Source organism: Nocardioides sp. AE5 (assembly GCF_031844485.1).
Classification (GTDB): Bacteria; Actinomycetota; Actinomycetes; order Propionibacteriales; family Nocardioidaceae; genus Nocardioides.
Genome location: NZ_JAUZVI010000001.1, coordinates 205,017 through 229,524, shown reverse-complemented (window position 1 = coordinate 229,524; position 24,508 = coordinate 205,017). Strand labels below are relative to the sequence as shown.

The following is a 24,508-nucleotide window of genomic DNA, read 5'->3' as shown; positions in this document are numbered from 1 at the left end:
CCGCGTTACAGCTGGGTCGACGGCGCGGCGTTACAACTGGGTCGGCGGCGCGGCCGGTCAGAGGGTGGCGGCGACCAGTTCGGCGATCTGGACCGTGTTCAGCGCGGCACCCTTGCGCAGGTTGTCGTTGCTGACGAAGAGCGCCAGGCCACGGTCGTCGTCGACGCCCGGGTCGGTGCGCAGGCGTCCGACGTACGACGGGTCCTTGCCGGCAGCCTGCTGCGGGTTCGGGACCTCGCTGAGTTCGACGCCCTCGGCAGTGGCGAGCAACTCAGCCGCCCGCTCGACCGGCAGCGGCCGCTCGAACTCGGCATTGATCGCCAGCGAGTGGCCGGAGAAGACCGGCACCCGCACGCACAGTCCCGAGACACGCAGGTCCTCGATGCCGAGGATCTTGCGCGACTCGTTGCGCAACTTCTTCTCCTCGTCGGTCTCGTTGAGGCCGTCGTCGACGATTGAGCCGGCCACCGGGACGACGTTGTAGGCGATCGGACGCACATAGTTCACCGGGGCGGGGAACTCGACCGACGAACCGTCGGTGGCCAGGCTGCGCGCGTTGCCTGCGGCCTCGACCTGGGTGGCCAGCTCCTCGACACCGGAGATCCCCGAACCGGAGACCGCCTGGTACGTCGAGACCACCAGGCGGGTGAGCCCGGCCTCGTCGTGCAGCGGCTTGAGCACCGGCATCGCCGCCATCGTGGTGCAGTTCGGGTTGGCGATGATGCCCTTGCGGGCGTCCTTGATCGCCTCCGGGTTGACCTCGGAGACGACCAGCGGCACGTCGGGGTCCATCCGCCAGGCAGACGAGTTGTCGACCACGATCACGCCTGCTGCGGCGTACTTCTCGGCCAGCGCCTTCGAGGTGGCACCACCGGCGGAGAAGAGCGCAATGTCGAGGTTGGAGACGTCCGCAGTCGCGGCGTCCTCTACGGTGATCTCACCGTCGCCCCAGGGCAGGGTCTTGCCGGCGGAGCGGGCGGAGGCGAGGAACCTGATCGACTCGAGCGGGAAGTTGCGCTCGGCGAGGATGCGTCGCATGGCGTCGCCCACCTGGCCGGTGGCGCCGACGATGCCGAGGCGGACCGGGCGGCTCATCGTCCCGTCCCCCCGTAGACAACGGCCTCGACCTCTTCGGCGTCCAGGTCGAAGGCGGTGTGGGCGGCCTGGACCGCGGACTCGATGTCGGCGGTGTCGACGATCACCGAGAGCCGGATCTCCGAGGTGGAGATCATCTCGATGTTGACGCCGGCCGAGGCCAGTGCGGCGAAGAACTTGGCGGTGATGCCGGGCTCGGACTTCATCCCCGCGCCGATCAGGGAGACCTTGCCGATCTGGTCGTCATAGAGCAGTTCGGCGAAGCCGACCTCGTCCTGGACCTTCGCCAGGGCCTCCATGGCCGCCGGGCCGTCCTCGCGGGACAGCGTGAAGGAGATGTCGGTGCGCACCGTGGCGGCTGCGGAGACGTTCTGCACCACCATGTCGATGTTGGCGCCGGTGTCGGCCAGGGTGCTGAAGATCCGGGCGGCCTCGCCGACCTTGTCGGGCACGCCGACCACCGTGATCTTGGCCTGGCTCCGGTCGTGGGCCACGCCGGAGATGATCGCGTTCTCCATGGTGCTCTCCGCTTCGCTGTCGGGATAGACCCACGTGCCCTCCTTCTGGGAGAAGGAGGAGCGCACGTGGATGGGCATGTTGTAGCGGCGGGCGTATTCCACGCACCGCAGGTGGAGGATCTTGGCGCCGGACGCGGCCATCTCCAGCATCTCCTCGGCGGAGATGCTGTCGAGCTTGCGCGCGGCCGGGACGATCCGCGGGTCGGCAGTGAAGACACCGTCGACATCGCTGTAGATCTCGCAGACGTCGGCACCCAGCGCGGCAGCCAGCGCCACTGCCGTGGTGTCGGAGGCACCCCGCCCCAGCGTGGTCACGTCCTTGGTGTCCTGGGAGACGCCCTGGAAACCGGCCACGATCGCGATCGCGCCCTCGGCGATCGCCTTCTCGATGCGCCCCGGAGTGATGTCGATGATCTTGGCCTTGCCGTGCGCGGAGTCGGTGATCACCCCGGCCTGGGAGCCGGTGAAGGAGCGCGCCTCGTGACCGAGCTGGGCGATCGCCATCGCCACCAGCGCCATCGAGATCCGCTCCCCGGCGGTGAGCAGCATGTCCATCTCACGCGGCGGCGGGAGCGGGCTCACCTGCTCGGCGAGGTCGCGCAGCTCGTCGGTGGTGTCGCCCATCGCGGAGACCACCACGACCACGTCGTTGCCGGCCTTGCGGGTCGCGACGATGCGCTGGGCGACCCGCTTGATGCCGGTCGCGTCAGCCACGGAGGAGCCGCCGTACTTCTGCACGACAATGCCCACGTCAATGTCCTCACGGTAATAGCTTTGGCTTCGACCCGACCGCGCGAGCGCGCGGGGGCCACGTCAAGGCCAAATCCTACCGGCAGCCGTCAGGGTGCCCCGTCGAGCATCTCATCGGCCAGCGCAACCTGCTCCTGCTCGAGGTCGAAGTCGGTGTCGAGCCGGTCGTGGGTGACGATCGACTGGAGCGCCCGCAACACCGCCGATGCCTCGCTCCCCCAGCTGGAGACGTAGGAGAACTGCCACCACCACAGCGCCTCGTCGACCCGTCCGGCGCGGAAGTGGCGCAGCCCGTGGGCCAGCGCCGTGGCGATGCTGGACAGGTCGTCGGAGAGCATCGAGGTGACCACCTCCGGCTCGCCGTAGGTGTCGAAGACCTCCGCATACATGTCTACCCCGTCGAGCATCCGGGCCAGGCGCAGCCGCATCTCGTCCAGGTCGGGATCGGGCCCGGCGTCGGGCTGGAACTCCTCGACCGTGGCGAAGTCCTCCTGTACGCCGAGCCGGGCGCCGGCCAGGAGCACCTGGGAGACCTCGAGCAGCAGCAGGGACACGGCCCGGCTGCCGTCCTGCTCACGGGTGATCGCCTGCAGGGCGAGCAGGAAGCTCTCCACCTGGTCGGCGATCTGCTGGGCGAACTCCTCCAGCCCCGGCTCGAGCCTTGTCTCAGTCATCTGCGGATCTCCTCCCGGCGAATGCCCGTCCGAGGGTGACCTCATCGGCGTACTCCAGGTCACCACCCACAGGCAGTCCACTTGCCAAACGCGTCACGCGCAACCCCAAGGGGCGCAAATTCCGCGTGAGGAACGTCGCTGTGGCCTCCCCCTCGAGGTTCGGGTCGGTGGCCAGGATGACCTCGGTGACCTGTCCGTCGGCCAGGCGGACCATCAGTTCGCGGATCCGCAACTGGTCCGGTCCGATGCCATCGATCGGCGAGATCGCACCGCCCAGGACGTGGTAGCGCCCCCGGAACTCGCGGGTCCGTTCGATCGCGACGACGTCCTTGTATTCCTCGACCACGCAGATCACCGACGGGTCGCGACGCGGGTCGCGGCAGATCCGGCACTGCTCGTCCTCGGAGACGTTGAAGCAGACCGAGCAGAACTTGACCCGGTCCTTCACCTTGATCAGGACCTCGGCCAGCCGGCGTACGTCGGTGGGCTCGGCCTGGAGCAGGTGGAAGGCGATCCGCTGGGCGCTCTTGGGGCCCACGCCGGGGAGCTGACCGAGTTCGTCGATCAGGTCCTGGACGATTCCTTCGTACAACTCAGATCCCGGCCCCGGGCAGCCCGCCACCCGGGAGCCCGCCGCCCAGGCCGCCGCCGCCCAGTCCACCGGCGAGGGGGCCGAGGGTCTCGGCGGCCAGGGCGTCTGCCCGGCCCTTGGCGTCGCGCCAGGCGGCCACGATCATGTCGCCCAGGTCGGAGAGGTCGTCGGCGTCGTTGCCGTCGAAGCCACCCGCCTTGATGTCCACGCCGAGCAGGTCGCCGGCGCCCGAGAGCTTCACCGTCACCGCGCCCCCGGCCACGGTGCCCTCCACCTCGGCCTCGGCCAGCCGGGCCTGGGCGCCCATCAGCTGTTCCTGCATCTGCTGGGCCTGCTGGAGCAGGGCGTTCATGTCGAAGCCGCCCTCGCCGCCGAACGGGTTCTGGGTCATGGTGCTACCTCTCGCTCAGTCATGCTTGATCTCTTCGATGATCTGCGCACCGAGGGTGCGCTGGAGCAGCTCGGTCGAGCTGATCTGGGCATCCTCCATCTCCGGGTCGTCGCGGTCCACGTCGGCATCGGCCGAGGCGCTGTCCGGCGCGGGTGCGGCGGGCGCCACCGGGCCGGTGCGGGTCGGAGCGATGGCCTCGCGGGCGGCATCGATCGCCCGCGACGGGGCGGGTTCCGGCGCCACGGCCGACTCCGGCGGAGGCTCGGGCGGCGGCTGGTCGTCCGTCGCCCACGGCGGCGGCTCGGAAGGTGCACCGGGGGGTGCGCCGGCAGGAGCGGCCGGGGCATGGGCCGCCGGTTGCTGCGGGTCGGGAGCGGGCTGCGCCGCGGGAGCCGCCTCGGCGCGCCGCGGCACCTGCGCCGGCTGGGCCGGGGCGCCGCCGCCAGCCTGGGCGCCCGGGTCGACGATGGCCTCGACGACCCAGTCGGTGCCGACCACGTCGATGGCGGCCTGGCGGACGATCTCGGGGCTGCCGCCTCCGACGAACGACTCGCGCGCGCCGGCGTTCTGGAAGCCCAGGGTCAGCGTCTTCTCGTCGACGGCCACGACCTGGGCGTGCTGGGTGAGGTGGATCCAGGTCACCCGGCGCTTGAGCTTGGTGGCTTCGACGATGTCGGGCCAGAGCCGGCGTACGTCGGCCAGGCCGAGCCCACCGGCCGCTGCGGGCGCCTGCGGCGCAGGGGCCTGCGGCTGCGCCGCGGGGGCGCTTGGCGCGGACTGGGCAGGCGCGGGCTGTTCAGGTGCGGGCTGGGCAGGTGCCTCCGGCGCCTGAGCAGCGGGCGCAGGCGCGGGCTGGGTGGGTGCCGCCGGAGCCTGGGGCGCCGATGCCTGTGCAGCCGGGGCAGGTGCTGCCTGGGCAGGCGCGGTGACGGTGACCGTCTGCGCCGCCTCCAGCCGCGGCGAGGGAGCATCAGAAGTGGGCACCCCGGTGACCGACAGTCGTCGCTCCAGCCGGTCCAGGCGGACCATCAGCCCGTCGGTGGAATCATCCGCCGCGGGCAGCAGCACCCGGGCGCAGATCAGCTCCAGCAACAGCCGCGGAGCGGTGGCGCCACGCATCTCGGTGAGCCCGGTGGCGAAGAGGTCGGCAGCACGGCTCAGCCCCGGTACGCCGAAGCGCGCGGCCTGGGCGGTGAGCCGCTCGGCCAGGTCCTCACCGACGTCGATCAGCCCGGACGTGGAGGCGTCCGGGACGGCGCCGACGATGACCAGGTCACGGAGCCGGCGCAGCAGGTCCTCGGTGAAGCGGCGCGGGTCCTGCCCGGTCTCGATCACCTTGTCCACGACGCCGAAGACCGAGGCACCGTCGCCGGCGGCAAACGCGTCCACCACCTCGTCGAGCAGCGAATCAGGGGTGTAGCCAAGCAGCCCGGTGGCGAGCGCGTGGGTGACGCCCTCGGGGCCGGCGCCGCCGAGCAACTGGTCCAGCACCGACATCGTGTCGCGCGCCGAACCACCCCCGGCCCGGACCACCAGCGGAAGGGCGGCCGGCTCGATGGCGACGCCCTCCTTCTCGCACAGGTCGGCCAGATAGCTGGAGAGCAGCCGCGGCGGGATCAGCCGGAACGGGTAGTGGTGGGTGCGCGAGCGGATCGTCGGGATGACCTTCTCCGGCTCGGTGGTGGCGAAGATGAACCGCAGGTGCGGCGGGGGTTCCTCGACCAGCTTCAGCAGGGCGTTGAACCCCTGCGGCGAGACCATGTGTGCCTCGTCGATGATGTAGACCTTGTAGCGGCTCTTCACCGGCGCGAAGAACGCCTTCTCGCGCAGGTCACGGGCGTCGTCGACACCACCGTGCGAGGCGGCGTCGATCTCGATCACGTCGATCGAGCCGGGACCGCCACGCGCCAGGTCGCGGCACGACTCGCACTCACCGCAAGGGTCCGCGATCGGTGCCTGCTCGCAGTTCAGCGCCCGGGCCAGGATCCGCGCCGAGGTGGTCTTGCCGCAACCACGCGGGCCCGAGAAGAGATAGGCATGGTTGACCCGGTTGTTCGCCAGGGCAGCCCGCAACGGCTCCGTGACGTGTTCCTGGCCGATGACCTCGGCGAACGTCTCGGGCCGGTAGCGGCGATAGAGGGCGAGGGGTGCTTCCACGCCCTGAACACTAGCCACCCGTCCCGACACACGATCACCGCGGACTCATCCGGCACCCCGGAACGCCGCGCGACGGCGTACGAAATGGAAGAGGCCCCCCGTGCACCCGACAGAGCTCACCTGCCCTTGCTGCCTTCCGGCCCTGGGGGAGTTCAGCGAGATGCCGCCGCACGGGGGGTTGGCGAGGAGTCTAGGCGAGCGGCGTACGACGGCCAAAGTCGGCACTGATTTCCTCGGGCCGCGCCCGAGCAGGTAGCCTCCTGCGCGGAGGTATCGCCTAGTGGCCTATGGCGCTCGCTTGGAAAGCGGGTTGGGTTAACGCCCTCGGGGGTTCGAATCCCCCTACCTCCGCCATCTGATTGCCCCGGCTCCGGCCGGGGCAATCGTTCGTTCTGGCGCCTTTGAACCAGCCCGCAACGGTGCACGTGCACCCGATCGGCCCCGGAACGCCGGATTTCAGGGCCGTTCGGGTGCATGTGCGCGATTGCGGCCGGCGCTCAGGCGCGGCGCCCGGCCAGCACCGGCCGCAGCACCAGGGCCAGCACCAGCACTCCCCCGGCGCCCAGGGCCCACCACAGCAGTGGGCCGCCGCGTCCGGCGTGGCCGCCGTCGGGCGCCTGCGGTGTCGCGGCCACATACTCCGAGGAGCCGGTGGACCGCGTGGTGTCCAGCGTCCCGTCGGCGGCGATGTCCAGGACCCGGGTCAGCGCCTCGAGTGGCTGCACCATCCCATGACCGTCGGTGGCCACGTCCGCCAGTCCGCCCTGCGCAGTGACCGCGATCCGGGTGCGGACCTGGGCCGGCGTCAACGACGGGTCCTGTTCCAGCAGCAGCGCCACCAACCCGCTGACACTCGCCGCGGCCCAGGTCGAGGTGGGCACATCGACGCGACACGGCAGGCCAGCCAGCATCACCGAACGCATCCCGACCACCGGCGCCGAGACGTCGACACCCGGGCCGAGCAGCAGCGCCGAGGTCGACATCGCCAGTTCCGCGTCACGGGCGGTCACGGCCAGCACCTCGGGCATGCTCGCCGGGAAGAGTACGTCGTCAGGTGCCGCGGGCGGCCCGGCTTCCGCCTCACTCCCCGTGCCCTGTCCCTCCAGCGCTCCACCACCCGGGACCGTCGCCGGGCGGTCCCCCGCCGGGGCCACCACGACCAAGCCCGCAGCCACTGCCTCGCGGATCGCGTCGGCCAGGCCGGCATGCGGTTCGGCGAAGCCGACGGAGAGGTGGATGACGTCGATCGGCTGGTCCCGGTTGGCGATCGCCCACCGGACGGCCGCGGCCACCACGTCGGGGTTCGCGCCGGTCGGCGCCGCGCCGTCACCCGGCCTGCCGGAGACCACGCGTACGTCGTACAGCGTCGCCCCGGGCGCGATGCCGGTCGCCGGGGCGGCGCCGCTGATCAGCCCGGCAACCACGGTGCCGTGCCCGTCGACGATGGAACCGGAGGCGAAGTCACGGCCCTCACCGAGCCGCAACGACGGGGAGGCAGCGATCCCGGAGTCGATCACCGCGATGCCCACCCCGGCGCCGGTGGCGATGCGGTGCACCTCGTCCAGGCGCAGCGCGACCAGGGTCGGGTCGACGTCGTCGGACGGGTCGCCCTCGGTGGGTTGGGTGCCGGCCGCCGGGGTGCCGCGCACACACGTGGGTTCCTCGGCATGGGCCGCCGTCGCGGTCAACGCCAGGCAGGAGGCTACCAGCGCCAGCGCCAGCGCGGGACCGGTGCGCCTCAGTCGCATCGCGCCATCGCCTGCGGATCCGGCATCCGCCGCGCCGCCGCCTGGGAGAGTTCCGGGCCACAGCCGAATCCCTCGGTCCACGCATCCGGGACGGTGGGCGGGCGCACCTGGGAGAGGCCGAGCAGTTCGGCGGTCTGCCCCTGCGGTCCACCGAGGCGGTAGCGGCGGGCGTCCATGTCCACCAGGACCGGGGTACCACCGGTCGCGTCACCGTGCTGGCCCACATTCACATAGGCGCCATAGCCCGGCTGGACGCTCATCTCCACCGTTCCCGGCGGCAGGTCCGCGGCGCTCTCCGCCTCGGCCGGGTCGGTGGCCAGCACGACGCGGGCGGCCCGGTCCGGCGCGGCGTCGAGGACGGCACATGCCTCCTCGGCGTCGATCCGCCGCGGCACGTCGGCGGGCCACGCCGCGAGCGCCTCGATCCGGTTGCCCGACTTTCCGGAAATCGGCAACGGGTCGCCCTCGAAGCCGGAGACGACCTCATAGACGGCGCGTGCGAAGTCGTCGAGCAGCATCGGCGCCTCGGGACCCAGCACATAGACCTGGCCCGAGTTCTCGTTGACCACCAGGTCACCGTTGCGGAAGTCGCCCGACCCCATCTGGTCGGCGTACGGGACCGGGTCATCACCGGCAGGAATGCCGAAACTGGCCAACGCCAGGTCGGGCCCCTTGGGGAAGAGGTTGAGCCAGGTCGCGCTCACCTGGTGCGGCACCGCGCCGTCCAGGCCCAGGTCGGAGATCAACCGCTCGGCCGCAGCCTGGTCGCCCATCGCCAGGCGGACCCAGCCGCCCTTGCCGTCGCCAGCCGGCACCACCAGGTGGTACGTCGCACGGTCACCCTCGCCGGTCCGGGCCAGGAAGGCTCCCTCGGCCAAGGCGCTCGCCCGGGGATGGTCGCCGATGTGGATCCGGGTGGCGCCGGTCGCCGTCGTACATCCGGTCCAGCCGGTGTTGCGGATCAACTCTGGCCCGGCCAGGTTGGTCGGTGCGTCATAGATGCCGATCCGCGGCCCCAGCGGTTCCTTGCTGATGTCCTCCTGGCGCACGCTCTTCGCCTCGACCTGTCCCATCAGCAGCCGGGCCGAGACCGGGTTGAGCACGGGTTGCAGCGGCTCGCCCTCGGCCAGCACCACGTAATGGTTGCCGTTCTCCTGGGAGATGACGATCCCCGGGTCCTTCCAGTCCGCCGGGGAACGGCCGGCGAAGATGCTGGCCAGCGCTGCTCCGGCGAGCAACAGCACGCCGAGCGCCAGCCCGGCGACAACCGCCCGGCCGGGGCGGGCCGGTTCCACCTCACGCCCGCCGGGCGCGCCGCTGGTGAAGGCGGTGACCAGGCGCCGCCGACTGAAGGCGTGCGCCTCGACCAGGTCGCGCTTGGAGGACACCGGTCCTCACCCACCCAGCCTGGCGAAGAGGCCGACGGCGACCAGGAGCAGCGGCACCAGCGCGACCAGCGCCGCGGTCTCGACCAGGTCGCCGAGACGGCTGCGGCGCACCGAGACGGGGTTCGGCAGCGCGGTGGCCACCAGCAGTACGGCGCCGGTTGCGGCCAGTGCCACCGCCAGGCCGGGGCGCCAGTCAGGGTGCAGCACCAGGACCGCGGCAGCCGTGGAGACCAGGGCGAGCACCCCGGCCAGCAAACCAGCCAGCACTTCGGAACCGGAGCGGTATTGCCGGGTCCGCAGCATCACGACCACGCTGGCGGCCACGCAGAGCTGGGCGCCGGCCAGGCCGAGCGAGACCACCCACGGCGCGACCAGCACCAGCAACGTGCCGACGGTGGCCGTCACGCCGAGCAGGATCTCGTGGCCGACGGTGGCATCACGGCGCACCGCTTCGGCCTCGATCGGCGCCGGCGCCCGGTCGATGTCGGCCGCGGAGTGCAGTTGCTCGACACGGGTGCGGGTGAAGGCGAGCGCCAGCCACGGCAGCACGGAGCCGACGATGACCACGGCCACCAGGACCACCGCAAGCGTCGGCGCGATCTCCACCTCGGTGGCGTGGACCAGGAGGCCGACCGCACCGAGGACGGCACCGACCACGATGGTGGGCAGCACCAGGGCGCGTCCGTCGAGCAGGCCGACCAGCGCCAGGACCCCGGCCGCTGCGGCACCGGCGCCGGTGGCGGCCAGGACCAGTCCGGCGGAGTCCACCTGGTGGGTCAGCAGCACGCCCGCTGTTGCGCCGTACGCCGCGCCGAGCCAGGCCAGGCACAGCGACGCCTCCCGCTCGCGCTGCACATGGCCGAGCACGATGGCGCCCACCACCAGCAGCACCGCGATCGCGCTTGCCGCGACGCCGGCCAGGGTGGTCCCACGCTGCAGCAACAGTGCGGCCGCACCGAGCACGAGGAAGAGTCCGGCCGCGACCAGCGCCGTACGTCGTCCCGCGGCGGGTTGCCACGGGGCCAGGTCGCGCTCCACGGCGTCGGCCATCGCCTCCACCACGTCGTCGTAGACGCGCGGCTGTTCCTCGTCGACACCGGCGGCGACGGTGAGCAGGCCGCCGTCCTCGACGCCCTGGATCGTCAGACCGGCATCTCCGGTCAGGCGGCGCCCGTCACCGGTGATCACCCGATAGCCGGCGTGCACCGTGGCGGCGTCCAGGAGCCCGACGCTGCGGGCCAGTTCGGGGACCAGTTCGGCCACCGGGACCGAGCCCGGCAGGACCAGGTCGACCCGGCGGGCGCCGGAGGCAACCGTGACCCTGACCAACCCCGAGGTACTGGCTGGTGTCGCGGCTTGGGACATGTGCTCCCCGTTCACTGCTTCGGTGTGCTTCCACGAGAGACGCGGCGGGGAGGCCCCGCCGCGTCCTCAGCCTACCGTCGTGGCCGGTGCGATCCGCTGCTCAGCGACTCACCCGCCGAATCGGGCCGCGTTGCGTGCCTCGGCAGCGCGGTATTCGGCATTGGAGTGACCGACCGCGGAACCGATGTCGGCCAGCACGTTCTTCATCTGCTGCATCGATGCCTCCCAGCGGACGCGGGACTCGGTGAACGACGCCGAAGCCGCACCCGTCCAACTGCCGGAGCGGGCGACCATCCGCTGCTCCATCGCTCCGAGCGCGTTCTCGATCGCTGCTGCCTTGGCGGCGATGTTGGCCGCGGCCGTGTCGAGCGCCGCATAGCCGACCCTGATCTCACCCATCGTGGTTCTCCTCCTGTTGTTGGTCCGTGCCGTGTTGTCGGGTCATGCCGGGACGCCGCCGAGGGCGGCGTACTTGTTGAGTCGCGCTGCGACCACGTCCTCGGTCTCGTGGTACGTCGCCTCGGAGCTGACCAGTGAGTCATGGAAGGTGTCCATCGCCGAGATCACCCCGGCAGCGGTGCCCTCCCAGTGCACGATGGCGCGGCGGAAGGCCGCTCCACCCAGGCCGAGCCAGGCGGAGTTGAGCTCCTCGAGCTGGTGGCGCAGGGCGGTGATCTCACTGTCGATCTCCTGCTTGGTGGTGGTGATGTCGCGTGCCGCCTCGGTGAGGACGGCATCGGCCACTGCGTGGCCGGAACCGGATGTCGCCATCGGGTGTTCCTCCTTCGTCATGTGCCCGGAACCAGTCGGCTCCGGCACCGGACTCGTGCCCGGGGCGAAGGGCGGAAAACTACGACTTCGAGTTATCCACAGGCGCCTCGACGAGGCGCAGGATCAGCCCCCGAACGGGAGCTCCCAGACGGCACGGAAGAGGCCGCTGGAGACCACTGCGGCGGCCACCACGAGCGCCGTGGCGACCGTCTCGGCGACCTCGGCCCAGCGCGACCAGGCCACCGATCGCCACCCGTGGCCGGTCGCGATCGCGATCCCGACGACGAGTACGCCGAGCAGCAGCGCCACCCCGGAGGTGACGGCCAGGTGCCACGGCGCGGCCTGCGCGGCCAGTTCGATCGCCAGCACGGCCCAGAGCAGGACGCCGCTGGTCCGCAGCGCGGCACGCGCCCGGGCGTGGCGCTGGTTGCGGGCAGCGAGCAACAGCGCTGCCCCGGCCAGGCCGACCAGGGCCCGTGCCCCGACCAGGTCGACGTCGATGCTGGCGCCACCGAGCAGTGCCACGGCCGCGCCGACGGTGACGGGCAGGACGCCGAGTGCGGTGGCCTCCACGATCCGGCGGCCCCGGCGCAGGACGGCCTCGGCCAGGCCGGCGTCGCACTGGCGCGGCTCCGGCGCGCGAGGGGCCTCGCGGGCTGACCAAGCGTTGGCGGCGAGCCGGTCGACCTCGAGCAGCGCGCCATCGGCGACGTCGACGGCAAGGTTCGGCACCCACCGTGCGGCGAGGACACCGAGCACCACCAGCAGCGTCCAGGCCACCCCCGGGTCGGCCCCGGCCAGCACGGGGACACCGGCGACGACGAAGACGGCGCAACCGCCGACCATCCAGACCGCCTGCACCGTTGGTTGCCCGCCGCCCAGGGCCCGGGCCACTGCGGCCGTGGCGGCGCCGACGAGCGCGGCGACGGCCACACCGGTCAGCAGGTCGGCGTCCGGTGCGACCAGGGCGAAGGCCGCGGCCGCCCCGAAGGCGGGTGCCGTCGCGGTCCGTGGGCCCTGCAGCCTGCCGGTCGGGAGTACGCCGAAGAGTGCGGCACCGGCCAGCAGCGCGATGGTGACGACGTACGTCGTGCCCTGCTCCAGGGTGGCGCCCAGCCAGCCGGCCAGTGCCCCGAGCATGCCCGCCCCGGCGAAGAGGATCCCCGTCACGCCGGGGGTCACCGGGTCGGGCTGTCGTGCCGGCAGCGGAGCGGGCTGCGGGTCCGGGTCGACCCAGGAGGCGACCAGGACGGTGCCCGGGGCGAGGCCGGCCTCGGCGACCGTCTGGTTGGGCAGCAGGGTGCCGCCGTCGAGGCGATGCAGTCGCGGGGCGGCGTACAGGCGGGCGCGCAGCGCGTATTCCACGGAGATGTCGGAGAGGCGCACGCCGCGGGGGACGACCAGGTCGATCGCGCCCGAGGGCCCGTGGATGCTCAGCACCACGGTCTCGGTCGTCGCCGGTGACGCGACTGCTGACACGACAGGCTCCCTTCACCCGATGGAGCGAAGGTTAGTACGTCGTGTCGGCACTGGCGTCTAGGATCATCCGGGAATCGTCGGCACGGACACTCGGACCAGACAAGCACCGACCAGGCAGGGGGATGCGTGACCGCGCTCCGCAACACATCCCAGCACGAGGGCACCCGGCTGGAGGCACCCCGGGTCCCGGTGGGCCGGATCAGCATCCAGGCGCCGCCCGAGTTGCGCGCGCACGAAGGTGCCGGAAACGCGATGATGATGGCGATCCCGATGCTCGCCTCGGTGGGCGCGATCGTGATGGTGGCCAGCCTCAGCGGGGCCGACAACAGTCGCCGCCTGATCGCTGCCGGCCTCTTCGTCCTGGCCATGGTCGGCTTCATCGGGGTGCAGGTCGACCGGCAGCGCCGCCAGCGCCAGCAGCAGGTGGCCGGTTCACGCACCGAGTACCTGCGCCACCTGGCCGCCGTACGTCGCCTGGCCCGCGAGGCCGCTGCCCAGCAGCGGGCTGCGTTGACCTGGCTCCACCCCGACCCCGACGCGCTGCCGTCGCTCGCCGAGGACCGGACCCGGCTGTGGGAGCGCACCGCCACCGATGATGCCTGGCTGCACGTGCGGATCGGGCTGAGCGCGCAACCGCTCTCCCTGGAACTGGTACCGCCGGAGGCGCAGGCGAACACGGCCACCGATCCGGCATCGGCGTCGGCACTGCACCGCCTGCTGGCCGTGCACCGGACCCAGCAGGGCCTGCCCGCCTCGATCGACCTGGCCGCCGTCGACCGGATCGAGGTGACCGGCCCCGGTGACCGGGCCCGTGCCCTGGCCCGCGCCCTCATCTGCTCCGCCACCGCCAGCCATTCGCCCGAGCAGGTCGCCGTCGCGGTGCTGTGCCGCGACGACCACCTGGCGCAGTGGGACTGGCTGAAGTGGTTGCCGCATGCGCTCAGTGGCCGCGAGGGCGACGCCGTCGGCGCCCGCCGGATGGTGACCACCTCGCTGGACGACCTCGGCGCGATGCTTCCCGAGGACCTCCCGGAGCGCCCGCGCTTCGGCGCTGACGAGGGTCCCGCCCTGCCGCACATCATCCTGGTCATCGACGGTGGCCGGTTGCCGCCGGGCAACCACGTCATCCCTCCGGACGGGCTGCACGGCGTCACCCTGGTCGACCTGCCGGAGCGCTGGGACGTCCTGGATGACCCGACCCGACTCCGCCTCGACCTCAGCACACCCGCCCCCGGCGCTCCGGGCGCTCCCGGCGCTCCGGCCCTGGTCGACGGCAAGTGCCCGGTGACGGTGCAGCGCCTGCGCCACGAGCCGATGCCCGGCCTCGCCGACCAGGTCGACCTGGCCACGGCCGAGGCGTTCGCCCGCCGCCTCTCCCCGCTGAGCACCGTCGGCGTCGGCTCCGGCAACGGCGCCGAGGCGGCTGCCAGTGACTTCATGGACCTGCTCGGCCTGGGCGACGTACACAGCTTCGAGGCGAGCCGGGCCTGGCGACCGCGACCGGCCCGTGACCGGCTGCGGGTGCCGATCGGCAACGCCGACAACGGCTCACCGGTCCACCTCGACCTCAAGGAATCCGCCCAGCAGGGCATGGGGCCGCACGGACTGGTGATCGGTGCCACCGGCTCCGGCAAGTCGGAGTTCCTGCGCACCTTGGTCCTCGGGCTGGCGATGACCCACCCCCCCGACCAACTCAACATGGTGCTGGTCGACTTCAAGGGCGGGGCGACCTTTGCCGGGATGTCGTCGATGCCGCACGTCTCCGCGGTGATCACCAACCTGGCCGAGGAACTGACCTTGGTCGACCGGATGCAGGACGCGCTCTCCGGCGAGATGGTGCGCCGCCAGGAGTTGCTGCGCTCGTCCGGCAACCACGCCTCGGTCCGCGACTACGAGCGGGCCCGGGCCACCGACCCGGAGGCCGCCAACCTCCCGCCGATCCCGTCGCTGTTCATCGTGGTCGACGAGTTCTCCGAACTGCTCAGCGCCAAGCCCGAGTTCATCGACCTGTTCGTCGCCATCGGCCGCCTGGGTCGCTCGCTGGGCCTGCACCTGCTCCTGGCCAGCCAGCGACTGGAGGAAGGCCGGCTACGCGGCCTCGAGGCGCACCTGTCCTACCGGATCGGGCTGCGCACCTTCTCGGCCGTCGAGTCGCGCGCCGTGCTCGGCGTGCCCGATGCCTATGAACTCCCGGCCGTTCCCGGCCTGGGCTACCTCAAGCCGGACCCGACCTCACTGGTGCGATTCAAGGCGGCGTACGTCTCCGGACCGCCGACCGGGCGCCAACTGGTCCGCCGCGACGCGGGCGGCAACCTGCGCGGCATCCTGCCCTTCACCATTGCCGAGGTGCAGGCGTTCGAGGCCCGCGAGGAGAAGGCCGAGGAGCCCAGCGCCGCGACACCGGGCCAGGGCGAGGCGGACTCCCTGCTGGACCTGGCCGTGGCCCGGATGGCCGGGATCGGCCCCGGCGCCCACCAGGTGTGGCTGCCGCCGCTGGACCTGCCGGCCACGATCGATGCGCTGATGCCCGACCTGGCCGTCGACCCGCACCTGGGCCTGCACTCGCCGCAGTGGCGCGCGATGGGCGACCTGACCGTCCCGGTCGGCATCATCGACCGGCCACGGGAGCAGCGGCGCGACACCCTGACCGTCTCGCTCAGCGGCGCTGCCGGGCACGTCGCCGTGGTCGGGGCGCCGCGCTCGGGCAAGAGCACGTTGCTGCGGACCATGGTGACCAGCCTGGCGATGACGACCACGCCCCTGGAGTCGCAGTTCTTCGTGCTCGACTTCGGTGGCGGCACCTTCACGCCGCTGGCCGACCTGCCGCACGTGGCCGGGGTCGCGACCCGCTCGGAGCCCGATGTCGTACGCCGGATCGTGGCCGAGGTGCGGGGCGTGGTCGACCGGCGCGAGGCATGGTTCCGCGCCAACGGGATCGACACCATCGAGACCTACCGGATGCGGCGCAACCAGGGCAGCCCCGGGGACGGTTACGGCGACGTCTTCCTGGTCGTGGACGGGTGGAGCACGCTCCGTTCCGACTTCGACGACATCGAGATCGAACTGCAGGCCCTGGCCCAGCGCGGCCTCACCTTCGGCGTACACCTGGTCGTGGCGACCGGCCGCTGGGCCGACTTCCGCTCGGCGATCCGGGACACCTTCGGCACCCGGCTGGAGTTGCGCCTGGGCGACCCGCTGGACTCCGAGGTCGACCGGAAGGTGGCCCAACTGGTGCCTGCCGGGCGTCCCGGTCGCGGGCTGGTGCCCAGCCGCGACCATTTCCTGGCTGCCCTGCCCCGCATCGACGGCGACCAGGATCCGGCCAGCCTCGGCGACGGGGTCGAGGACCTCATCCGGCGCACCGCCGCCGCCTGGTCGGGACCGGCCGGGCCCAAGGTGCGCCTGCTGCCGGACCAGATCACCCTGGCCGAGGTCCGCGAGCGTGCCGAGCCCTCCCACGAGTTGCTGCTCGGGATCAACGAGCGCGAACTGGCACCGGTCGGAATCGACGCCGATGCCGAGCCGCACCTGCTGGTGCTGGGCGATGGCCAGTCCGGCAAGAGTTCGCTGCTGCGCTCCCTGGTCTCCGAGATCGTGCGGGTGCACTCGCCGGAGCAGGCGCAGATCATCGCGGTCGACTACCGCCGGTCCCTGCTCGGGGAGATCCCGGACGACTACCGCCTCGACTACCTGACCAGCGCCACCCAGGCGATGCCCGCGTTCAAGGACCTGGCCGACTACCTGACCAACCGGTTGCCCGGCCCGGACGTGACGCCCGAGCAACTGCGCAACCGGTCCTGGTGGACGGGGGCGGAGGCCTGGGTGCTGGTCGACGACTACGACCTGGTCGCCACCGCGCAGGGCTCGCCCGTGCATGCCCTGGTGCCGCTGCTGGCCCAGGCCCGCGACATCGGGATGCACCTGGTCGTCACCCGGCGGATGGGCGGCGCCTCGCGGGCGCTGTATGACCCGGTGATCCAGGCCCTGCGCGACCTGGCCATGCCCGGCATCATGCTCTCCGGCAACCCCGAGGAGGGCGCCCTGCTGGGCAACGTGCGCCCCGAGCAGTTGCCACCCGGCCGTGGCCGGCTGGTCACCCGGGATGCCGGCGTACAGACGGTGCAACTCGCCTGGAGCGCACCGACCGCCTGATTCCGCCGAGGCGGCACGAGTTGACACAGAAAGGCGTCGAGGCGGCGTCAATTGACGCCGCCTCGACGTGAAAAAACGTCAACACGTGCCGCCTCGGCATCAGTGGGTGGGCTTGACCTTCAACTTCCAGTTAGGCAGGTCCTTGGTCGACATCTCGACCTCGTAGGTCCGCTCATAGCCGGTGTGGGCGATCCGCCAGCCGTCCGGCGTACGCACATAGCGGTCGGTGTAGAACGCCGCACCCTCCAGGACGTAGGAGTACTTCTCGATCATCACCTTGTCCTGGAGATACCAGCGACCGGTCGCGGTGCCGGCCTCGAGGTCCACCTCGATCTCGGGGTGGTGGACCTGGTGCAGGGAGACCATCGACTCGTCCATGTTCTTGCGCATGAAGGCGACCAGCGACTCCCGGTCGGCGAAGTCGAGACCGGCGTACGCACCGGTCGTCTCCGGCAGCAGGCAGTCGGCGAAGTCGTCCCACTGCTTGGTGTCCAGGCAGCGCACGTAGCGATACTTCAGCGCCTTGATCTGTTCGATCGCGTCGAGCCGCGCCAGTACGTCGTCACTCATCGCCGGCGGCCCGTGCCGAACATGCCGCGCAGCACTTCGCGGGTGGCGGTGCGCAGCACCTGCTTGACCGCAGTGTTGTCCAGGACCTTCTCCACGTTCGACTTCTCCTTCTTGGTGGACCGCTTGCTCCGCGACTGGCTGGCCAGGCGGTCGGCCTCCTTCTGCAGCGCAGTCTGCTCCTCCGCCTTCGCCTGGGCGGCTGCCTCGGCCTCGGCCTGGGCAGCGCCGGCCTCGAGCTTGGCGGCAAGGATCTCGTGCGCCGACTCGCGGTCGATCGCCTCGGCGTACTTGGCATGCAACACCGACGAGGTGACCGTTGTCTGCATCGCCTCCTGATCAGCGGGACCGATCCGCGATTCCGGCGCCCGCAGCAGGGTCCACGCCACCGGCGTCGGCGCGCCGCGCTCGTTCATCACGGTGACCACGGCCTCGCCGATGCCGAGCGAGGTGATCACCTGCCCGAGGTCGTCGTACTCCGAGTTCGGATAGGTGTTGACCGTCGCCTTCAGCGCCTTGGCGTCGTTCGGCGTGTGGGCGCGCAGCTGGTGCTGGATCCGCGAGCCGAGCTGGGCCAGCACGTCGTCGGGAACGTCGGTGGGGCTCTGGGTCACGAAGAAGACGCCGACGCCCTTGGAGCGGATCAGCCGCACCGTCTGGGTGACCTGGGCCAGGAAGTCCTTGGAGGCGTCCTTGAAGAGCAGGTGCGCCTCGTCGAAGAAGAAGACCAGCTTGGGCTTGTCGACGTCGCCGACCTCGGGCAGGTCGTGGAAGAGGTCTGCGAGCAGCCACATCAGGAAGGTGGAGAAGACGGTCGGCCGGTCCTGCAGGTTGGGCAACTCGACCAGGGAGATGAGCCCGGTGCCGTCCTCGGTGGTGCGGAGCAGGTCGGCGCTCTCGAACTCGGGCTCGCCGAAGAACGAGTCGCCGCCCTGGTCGGCGAAGTTGATCAACTCGCGCAGGATCACCCCGGCGGTGGCGGACGAGAGGCCACCGAGCGACTTCAGGTCGGCCTTGCCCTCCTCGCTGGTCAGGTGGTGTACGACGGCGCGCAGGTCGGCCAGGTCGAGCAGCGGCAGGCCCGCCTTGTCGGCGTAGTGGAAGACCAGGCCGAGCGACGACTCCTGGGTGGCGTTGAGGCCGAGCACCTTGGAGAGCAGGATCGGGCCGAAGGAGCTCATCGTGACCCGCAGCGGGATGCCGATCCCCTCGCCGCCGATCGCGTAGTACTCCACCGGGAAGCCGCGCCCCTGCCACTCCTGGCCGACCTTCTCGGCGCGGGCGTCGATCTTCGCCCCGCCCTCGGCGGCAACGCTGATGCCGGACAGGTCGCCCTTGATGTCGGCGGCGAAGACCGGTACGCCGTTGCTGCTGAGCTGCTCGGCGAGCAACTGCAGCGTCACCGTCTTGCCGGTGCCGGTGGCGCCGGCGACGAGGCCGTGCCGGTTGAGCATCCCCAGCGGGATCCGGATCGGTACGCCGGGGGCGTCGGTCTCGTTGACGAGCAACCCGCCAAGCTCCAGCGCGTCCCCGTCGAACTCATAACCGGAGCGCACCGCCTCGGCGATCCGGTTGCTGGCGGTCTCTGCTGGGGTCGCTTCACTCATGGGGGGGAGCCTAACCAGTGCCACGGATATAGTCGCGTCCGTGATCTTCAAGCGCGTGGGCAGCGAACGCCCCTATCCCGACCATGGCCTGCAACCGCAGGACTGGGCCGGGTTGGCGCCGCGCCAGGTGCGCCTGGACGAGCTCGTCACCACCAAGGACACCCTCCACCTGGGCTCCCTGCTGGACGAGGACGGCACGTTCTATGGCGACCTCTTCGCGCACGTCGTCGCCTGGCGCGGCGAGCTCCACCTCGAGGACGGCCTGCACCGGGCGCTGCGTGCCGCGCTGCAGCAGCGCACCATGCTCCATGCCCGCGTGCTGGTCCTGGAGGACTGATGGACAAGAAGCAGACTGCGGCAGTGACCATCGGCGTCCTGGGCGTCCTCACCGCGCTGATGCTGGTGATCGGCGTCAAGTGGGCCACCCAGCCGTTGCCCTCGGCCGGGTTCGGCGCCGGTGAGAGTTCGATGTGTGAGTGGCGCACGGTCTCGGCCGGCTCCCGGGTGCGTCCGGCGGACGTGGTGGTGAGCGTCTACAACTCCAGCAAGCGGACCGGGCTGGCGAGCAAGACGATGAGCAGCCTGATGGACCGGGGATTCGGCCGGGGCTCCAGCGGCAACGTGGACGCACCCGACGTGCCCAAGGTCGAGGTCTGGGCGTCGTCGGCCAACGACCCCGCGGCGCAACTGGTGGCGACCCACTTCGGTTCCCACGTGCCGATCAACACCTCCCACCCCGAGGTCGCCGACAGCGTCGTGGTGGTCCTCGGCCCGGACTACACCCGGTTGGCCCGGAACCCGGCCGAGTTCGCCGTGGCCGAGCACGACACCGAGATCTGCAGCCCGCGCCTCGACGCCGATCCCGACGCCGACCCGGAACTGGACCCGGAGGCGGATCCCGCGGCAACCGAGGAGTGAGGGCACCCGACCAGCCGGTCAGGACCTCCGCTCTTCGACGCCCAGCCACTGGGCCAGCCGCCCGCCGCGCGAGACCGCCTGCAACCGGTCCTCGGTCGCGGCCCGCTGTGCTCGCGGAGTGACCACGAGGATCTCGTCGCCGCGCCGCAGCACGGTACGCCGTTCGGGCACGCGTGACTCCCCGTCGCGGATGACCAGGGCCACCGAGACACCCGGCGGCAGGCGCAGTTCGCCGACCTCGCACCCGTGCATCCGCGAACCGGCGCTGATCGTCACCTGGAGCAGGTCTGCCGAGATCCGCTCCAGCGGTGCCGCCTCGACCTCCAGGTCGCGGGGTTCGGTCGGCACGGCGACGCCGAGCACCCGGGCCACCCACGGCAGCGTCGGCCCGGTGAGCAGGGTGAAGACGATGACCATGATGAAGACGATGTCGAAGACCTGCTCGGCGGCGTCGACCCCTTCGGCGAGCGGGATCGTGGTGAGCACGATCGGGACCGCACCACGCAACCCGGCCCACGAGATGAAGGTCAGGTCGCGCCATCCCATCGTCGTCGCCCGGGCCACCAGTGCACTGGCCAGCACCGAGATGGGCCGGGCCAGGCCGGTGAGCAGCAGGCCGGCGACCAGGGCGATCCAGATGATCTCGCCGGTGACCCGCTCCGGGGAGAAGAGCAGGCCGAGCATCACGAAGAGGCCGATCTGGGCGATCCAGCCGATCCCCTCCGCGAACGATCGGGTGGCGCCGCGGTGGGGCAGGTCGGCATTGCCCAGCACCAGGGCGGCCACATAGATGGAGGCGAACCCGGAGGCGTGCAGCGCCGCGCCGGCGGCGTACGAACCGATGGTGAGGCAGAAGATCGCCAGCGGGTAGAGGCCCGGTGAGGGCAGGGCAAAGCGGCGCATCACCAGCGCCCCGCACCAGCCGATCGCGAGGCCGATGGCGACACCGGCGAGGAGTCCATAGACGATCGTCACCACGATCAGCGGCACCGGGTCGGTGTCGAGGGCGCCGCTGGAGACGAGGGCGACCAGGACCACGGTCGGTGCGTCGTTGAGGCCGGACTCGGCCTCCAGCGTGCCGGTGATCCGGCGCGGCAGCGGCACCACCCGCAGCACCGAGAAGACCGCCGCCGCGTCGGTCGGCGAGCAGACCGCACCGAGCAGGATGGCCAGGTCCCACGACAGCCCGAGCACGTAGTGTCCCGCCGCGGCCATCACGGCCACCGAGACCAGGACGCCGACGGTGGCCAGGGCGCCGCCGAACCCGATCACGGGGCGGATCTCCGACCACTTCGTCGACAGGCCACCCTCGGCCAGGATCAGTGCCAGCGCGCCGAAGCCGATCGCGTGCGCCATCGAGGCGTCCTCGAAGGCGATGCCGAGGCCCGCCTCCCCCAGCGCCACGCCCATCAGCAGGTAGACCATCAGTGAGGGCAGGCCGGCCCGGGTGGAGATGCGTGCGGCCAGGATGGCCAGGAGTGTGACGACGGAGCCAAGCAGCAGGAAGTGATCGAGCTGATGGACGTCGAAGCTCACCCGCACCGCCTTCCCTGCTGGTCATCGGTTGGCTCGTCCACCGAATCCTATCCACGCCCAAAATCTGGAACTTGTTCTAGTTTTCGCCTACGCTGCCCACCATGGACGGAACCACCCTGCCCGAGGTGATCGCGGCACCAGCACTCTCCGGGACCGACGAGGCCTTCGACGTGGTCGTCATCGGGTTCGGCATCTCCGGCGGCTCGGCAGCCCTGGAGGCGGCCCGCGCCGGCGCGAAGGTGCTGCTCCTGGAGCGCGCCGCGATCCACGGCGGTACGTCGTCGATGAGCGGCGGTGCCTTCTACCTCGGCGGCGGCACTGCGGTGCAGCAGGCGACCGGGCACGACGACTCGGTCGAGGAGATGGTCAAGTACCTCACCGCTGTCTCCCGCGATCCCGACGAGGAGAAGATCCGCGCCTACTGCGAGGGCAGCGTCGAGCACTTCACCTGGCTGGAGGCACTCGGCTTCGAGTTCGAGCGCTCCTTCCTCGACAGGAAGGCGGTGATCCAGCCCGGCACCGAGGGGCTGATGTACACCGGCAACGAGAAGGTCTGGCCCTTCCTCGACCAGGCCGTCCCGGCGCCGCGCGGGCACAAGGTCCCGGTCGCCGGGGACACCGAGGGCACCAAGCTGGTGATGGACCTGCTCCGTGACCGGCTCGCCGACGAGGGCGTCGAGGTGCGCTACGAGACCGGCGCCAACGCCCTGGTCACCGACGAGGCCGGCACCGTGGTCGGCGTGCAGTGGCGCCGGTTCGCCGAGACCGGCCTGGTCCGGGCGGGTTCGGTGATCATCGCCGCCGGCGGCTTCGTGATGAACAAGGACATGGTCGCCCGGTTCACCCCCAACCTGGCCGAGAAGCCGTTCGTGCTCGGATCGACGTACGACGACGGGCTGGGCATCCGGCTCGGCCAGTCGGCCGGTGGGGCGACCGCATTCATGGAGGAGGCGTTCATCACCGCGCCGTTCTATCCACCCTCCTCCCTGGTCAAGGGGATCGTGGTCAACAAGGATGGCCAGCGGTTCGTGGCCGAGGACTCCTACCACGCGCGCACCTCCGGCTTCGTGATGGAGCAGCGCGACCACGCGGCGTACCTCATCGTCGACAGCGAGCACATCGAGCACCCCGACTTCCCGCTCGCCCCGTTCATCGACGGCTGGGAGACGATCGAGGAGATGGAGGCCGGGCTCGGCCTGCCCCCGGGTTCACTGGCCGCCACCCTGGCGACGTACAACGAGCACGCGGCGCGCGGCGAGGACCCCGACTTCCACAAGCAGCCCGAGTGGCTGGCCCCGCAGGACAAGGGCCCGTGGGGCGCCTTCGACCTGACCCTGGGCAAGGCGCTGTATGCCGGCTTCACCATGGGCGGTCTGGTCACCGACGTCGACGGGCAGGTACGCCGCGAGGACGGCTCGGTGATCACCGGCCTGTACGCCGCTGGCGCCTGCGCCTCCAACATCGCCCAGGACGCCAAGGGATACGCAACCGGCACCCAACTCGGCGAGGGTTCCTTCTTCGGCCGCCGGGCCGGTCGCCACGCCGCAGCCCGGGCGGTCACACTGGGGGCATGACCAACCGCTTCGCCGTCGCTTCCCGGGCCAATGTTCCGCCGTTCCACGTGATGGACCTGCTCGCGGCGGCGGGCGAGCGGCAACGCACCCACGGCGACCTGGTCAACTTCGTCGCGGGCCAGCCGAGCACCGGGGCACCGGCGCCGGTGCGGGCCGAGGCGATCCGGTTGCTCGACTCCTCCGACCCGCTCGGCTACACGGTGGCCACCGGCATCCCCGAGCTGCGCGAGGCGATCGCGCTCCACCACCGCCGGATGCACGGCATCGAGGTGAGCGCCGAGGACGTGGTGGTCACCACCGGCTCCTCGGGCGGGTTCCTGCTCGCCTTCCTGGCCGCCTTCGAGGTGGGCGACCGGGTGGCGATGGCCCGGCCCGGCTATCCCTGCTATCGCAACGTGCTGGCCGCGCTCGGCTGCGAGGTGGTCGAGATCGACTGCGGACCGGAGACCCGGTTCCAGCCGACCGTCGAACAGCTGGAGGCACTCGGCGACATCAAGGGACTGGTGGTGGCCAGCCCGGCCAACCCGACCGGGACGATGCTGCTGCCCGAGGAACTGGCCGCGCTGGCGACCTGGTGCGAGGCGCGCGGGGTGCAGCTGATCAGCGACGAGATCTACCACGGCATCAACTATCTCGACGGTGGCGACCACAGCGCCTGGGCGACCTCGCGGGAGGCGATCGTCTTCTCCTCGTTCTCGAAGTACTTCTCGATGACCGGGTGGCGGATCGGCTGGATGCTGGTGCCGCAGCGGCTGCGCCGCGCGGTCGACGTACTGACCGGGAACTTCACCATCTGCCCGCCGGTGCTCTCCCAGCGCGCCGCCCTGGCCGCCTTCACCGATGCGTCGTACGCCGAACTCGACGGCCACGTGCAGCGGTACGCCGGCAACCGGGCGCTGCTGCTGGACGGCCTGCGTGGCCTGGGCATCGACAAGCTGGCGCCGGCCGACGGCGCGTTCTACGTGTACGCCGACATCGGGCACCTCACCGACGACTCGATGGGCTTCGCCCTGGACCTGCTGGACCGGACCGGGGTCGCCGTGGCGCCCGGCATCGACTTCGACACCGGGCACGGCAACCGGACGATCCGCTTCAGTTTCGCCGGCGCCGAGGCCGAGATCCACGCCGGCCTGGACCGCCTCGGCGCCCACCTGGGACGCGCCTGATGTTTGCCGGGCTGCAGGAGTGGGCAAGGATTCCGGCTTGACCGGTTTGAGAGCCGCCGG

At 71.3% G+C, this 24,508-nt stretch carries 20 protein-coding genes, 1 tRNA gene and 1 other RNA gene; 6 read left to right on the top strand and 16 right to left on the bottom strand.

What is annotated here, in order from left to right:
* Positions 1–57 precede the first annotated feature (57 nt).
* The 7 genes from Q9R27_RS01010 to ffs all read right to left on the bottom strand — a co-directional run bounded on the left by Q9R27_RS01010 (position 58) and on the right by ffs (position 6,357).
* Complete coding sequence (locus tag Q9R27_RS01010; protein ID WP_311250459.1) at positions 58–1,095, bottom strand: aspartate-semialdehyde dehydrogenase; 1,038 nt, start codon at positions 1,093–1,095, stop codon at positions 58–60.
* Positions 1,092–2,363, bottom strand: a complete 1,272-nt coding sequence (locus Q9R27_RS01005) for an aspartate kinase (protein WP_311250458.1) — start codon at positions 2,361–2,363, stop codon at positions 1,092–1,094. Before Q9R27_RS01005 ends, Q9R27_RS01010 begins: the two co-directional genes overlap by 4 nt.
* A gap of 89 nt (positions 2,364–2,452) precedes the next feature.
* Positions 2,453–3,037, bottom strand: coding sequence for a DUF5063 domain-containing protein (locus Q9R27_RS01000; RefSeq protein ID WP_311250457.1), 585 nt, complete (start codon positions 3,035–3,037; stop codon positions 2,453–2,455).
* Positions 3,030–3,629 carry a recombination mediator RecR gene (gene recR, locus Q9R27_RS00995; RefSeq protein ID WP_311250456.1) on the bottom strand — a complete coding sequence of 200 codons (600 nt, stop codon included), beginning with the start codon at positions 3,627–3,629 and terminating at the stop codon, positions 3,030–3,032. The genes Q9R27_RS01000 and recR overlap by 8 nt, the downstream gene beginning before the upstream one ends.
* Position 3,630: 1 nt before the next feature.
* Positions 3,631–4,020 carry a YbaB/EbfC family nucleoid-associated protein gene (locus Q9R27_RS00990; RefSeq protein WP_311250455.1) on the bottom strand — a complete coding sequence of 130 codons (390 nt, stop codon included), beginning with the start codon at positions 4,018–4,020 and terminating at the stop codon, positions 3,631–3,633.
* Positions 4,021–4,035: 15 nt separating this feature from the next.
* Positions 4,036–6,177, bottom strand: coding sequence for a DNA polymerase III subunit gamma and tau (locus Q9R27_RS00985; RefSeq protein WP_311250454.1), 2,142 nt, complete (start codon positions 6,175–6,177; stop codon positions 4,036–4,038).
* Between the two features lie 89 nt (positions 6,178–6,266).
* Positions 6,267–6,357: signal recognition particle sRNA small type (gene ffs / locus Q9R27_RS00980), an RNA gene on the bottom strand.
* Between the two features lie 86 nt (positions 6,358–6,443).
* Here ffs and Q9R27_RS00975 point away from each other — a divergent pair.
* Positions 6,444–6,531, top strand: a tRNA-Ser gene (locus tag Q9R27_RS00975).
* A 143-nt stretch (positions 6,532–6,674) separates the two neighbouring features.
* Here the strand turns inward: Q9R27_RS00975 and Q9R27_RS00970 are convergent.
* From Q9R27_RS00970 to Q9R27_RS00945, 6 genes are all read right to left on the bottom strand, one after another.
* Positions 6,675–7,925, bottom strand: a complete 1,251-nt coding sequence (locus Q9R27_RS00970) for a S8 family serine peptidase (RefSeq protein ID WP_311250453.1) — start codon at positions 7,923–7,925, stop codon at positions 6,675–6,677.
* On the bottom strand, positions 7,916–9,313 hold the full coding sequence (locus Q9R27_RS00965; protein WP_311250452.1) for a type VII secretion protein EccB: 1,398 nt from the start codon (positions 9,311–9,313) through the stop codon (positions 7,916–7,918). The genes Q9R27_RS00970 and Q9R27_RS00965 overlap by 10 nt, the downstream gene beginning before the upstream one ends.
* 6 nt (positions 9,314–9,319) lie before the next feature.
* Positions 9,320–10,678: a type VII secretion integral membrane protein EccD gene (gene eccD / locus Q9R27_RS00960; protein WP_311250451.1), complete on the bottom strand. Its 1,359-nt coding sequence runs from the start codon at positions 10,676–10,678 to the stop codon at positions 9,320–9,322.
* A 108-nt stretch (positions 10,679–10,786) separates the two neighbouring features.
* On the bottom strand, positions 10,787–11,077 hold the full coding sequence (locus tag Q9R27_RS00955) for a WXG100 family type VII secretion target (RefSeq protein ID WP_311250450.1): 291 nt from the start codon (positions 11,075–11,077) through the stop codon (positions 10,787–10,789).
* 42 nt (positions 11,078–11,119) lie between these two features.
* Positions 11,120–11,470, bottom strand: a complete 351-nt coding sequence (locus Q9R27_RS00950; RefSeq protein ID WP_311250449.1) for a WXG100 family type VII secretion target — start codon at positions 11,468–11,470, stop codon at positions 11,120–11,122.
* Positions 11,471–11,572: 102 nt separating this feature from the next.
* The gene (locus Q9R27_RS00945; protein WP_311250448.1) at positions 11,573–12,928 is read right to left on the bottom strand and encodes a hypothetical protein; all 1,356 of its coding nucleotides are present in this window, start codon (positions 12,926–12,928) and stop codon (positions 11,573–11,575) included.
* Between the two features lie 126 nt (positions 12,929–13,054).
* Between Q9R27_RS00945 and eccCa the strand changes: the two genes are divergently transcribed.
* On the top strand, positions 13,055–17,080 hold the full coding sequence (gene eccCa, locus Q9R27_RS00940) for a type VII secretion protein EccCa (protein WP_311250447.1): 4,026 nt from the start codon (positions 13,055–13,057) through the stop codon (positions 17,078–17,080).
* A 99-nt stretch (positions 17,081–17,179) separates the two neighbouring features.
* Here eccCa and Q9R27_RS00935 read toward each other — a convergent pair whose 3' ends face one another.
* Together Q9R27_RS00935 and Q9R27_RS00930 are read right to left on the bottom strand one after the other, a co-directional pair.
* Positions 17,180–17,650: a nuclear transport factor 2 family protein gene (locus Q9R27_RS00935; RefSeq protein WP_311250446.1), complete on the bottom strand. Its 471-nt coding sequence runs from the start codon at positions 17,648–17,650 to the stop codon at positions 17,180–17,182.
* Positions 17,647–19,254, bottom strand: a complete 1,608-nt coding sequence (locus Q9R27_RS00930; protein WP_311250445.1) for a helicase HerA-like domain-containing protein — start codon at positions 19,252–19,254, stop codon at positions 17,647–17,649. The genes Q9R27_RS00935 and Q9R27_RS00930 overlap by 4 nt, the downstream gene beginning before the upstream one ends.
* A 40-nt stretch (positions 19,255–19,294) precedes the next feature.
* Between Q9R27_RS00930 and Q9R27_RS00925 the strand changes: the two genes are divergently transcribed.
* Both Q9R27_RS00925 and Q9R27_RS00920 read left to right on the top strand, forming a co-directional pair.
* Positions 19,295–19,591 carry a type II toxin-antitoxin system VapB family antitoxin gene (locus Q9R27_RS00925; RefSeq protein ID WP_311250444.1) on the top strand — a complete coding sequence of 99 codons (297 nt, stop codon included), beginning with the start codon at positions 19,295–19,297 and terminating at the stop codon, positions 19,589–19,591.
* Positions 19,591–20,172: a LytR C-terminal domain-containing protein gene (locus Q9R27_RS00920; RefSeq protein WP_311250443.1), complete on the top strand. Its 582-nt coding sequence runs from the start codon at positions 19,591–19,593 to the stop codon at positions 20,170–20,172. Before Q9R27_RS00925 ends, Q9R27_RS00920 begins: the two co-directional genes overlap by 1 nt.
* Positions 20,173–20,190: 18 nt before the next feature.
* Here Q9R27_RS00920 and Q9R27_RS00915 read toward each other — a convergent pair whose 3' ends face one another.
* Entirely contained in the window at positions 20,191–21,708 is a 1,518-nt protein-coding gene (locus Q9R27_RS00915; RefSeq protein WP_311250442.1) for a potassium/proton antiporter, read from the bottom strand.
* A gap of 101 nt (positions 21,709–21,809) precedes the next feature.
* Between Q9R27_RS00915 and Q9R27_RS00910 the strand changes: the two genes are divergently transcribed.
* Together Q9R27_RS00910 and Q9R27_RS00905 are read left to right on the top strand one after the other, a co-directional pair.
* A complete protein-coding gene (locus Q9R27_RS00910) occupies positions 21,810–23,282 on the top strand; it encodes an FAD-binding protein (protein WP_311250441.1) in 1,473 nt (490 codons plus the stop codon).
* Positions 23,279–24,448 (top strand): pyridoxal phosphate-dependent aminotransferase, encoded by a 1,170-nt coding sequence (locus tag Q9R27_RS00905; protein ID WP_311250440.1) that lies wholly within the window; start codon positions 23,279–23,281, stop codon positions 24,446–24,448. The genes Q9R27_RS00910 and Q9R27_RS00905 overlap by 4 nt, the downstream gene beginning before the upstream one ends.
* Positions 24,449–24,508 lie beyond the last annotated feature (60 nt).

Excerpts from the sequence above, each read along its gene's own strand:
- Q9R27_RS01010 (WP_311250459.1), bottom strand. The coding sequence starts at position 1,095 with ATGAGCCGCCCGGTCCGCCTCGGCATCGTCGGCGCCACCGGCCAGGTG.
- eccD (WP_311250451.1), bottom strand. The coding sequence starts at position 10,678 with ATGTCCCAAGCCGCGACACCAGCCAGTACCTCGGGGTTGGTCAGGGTC.
- Q9R27_RS00905 (WP_311250440.1), top strand. The coding sequence starts at position 23,279 with ATGACCAACCGCTTCGCCGTCGCTTCCCGGGCCAATGTTCCGCCGTTC.
- Q9R27_RS00920 (WP_311250443.1), top strand. The coding sequence starts at position 19,591 with ATGGACAAGAAGCAGACTGCGGCAGTGACCATCGGCGTCCTGGGCGTC.
- Q9R27_RS01000 (WP_311250457.1), bottom strand. The coding sequence starts at position 3,037 with ATGACTGAGACAAGGCTCGAGCCGGGGCTGGAGGAGTTCGCCCAGCAG.
- Q9R27_RS00950 (WP_311250449.1), bottom strand. The coding sequence starts at position 11,470 with ATGACGAAGGAGGAACACCCGATGGCGACATCCGGTTCCGGCCACGCA.
- Q9R27_RS00935 (WP_311250446.1), bottom strand. The coding sequence starts at position 17,650 with ATGAGTGACGACGTACTGGCGCGGCTCGACGCGATCGAACAGATCAAG.
- Q9R27_RS00910 (WP_311250441.1), top strand. The coding sequence starts at position 21,810 with ATGGACGGAACCACCCTGCCCGAGGTGATCGCGGCACCAGCACTCTCC.
- Q9R27_RS00930 (WP_311250445.1), bottom strand. The coding sequence starts at position 19,254 with ATGAGTGAAGCGACCCCAGCAGAGACCGCCAGCAACCGGATCGCCGAG.
- Q9R27_RS00970 (WP_311250453.1), bottom strand. The coding sequence starts at position 7,925 with ATGCGACTGAGGCGCACCGGTCCCGCGCTGGCGCTGGCGCTGGTAGCC.
- Q9R27_RS00990 (WP_311250455.1), bottom strand. The coding sequence starts at position 4,020 with ATGACCCAGAACCCGTTCGGCGGCGAGGGCGGCTTCGACATGAACGCC.
- Q9R27_RS00955 (WP_311250450.1), bottom strand. The coding sequence starts at position 11,077 with ATGGGTGAGATCAGGGTCGGCTATGCGGCGCTCGACACGGCCGCGGCC.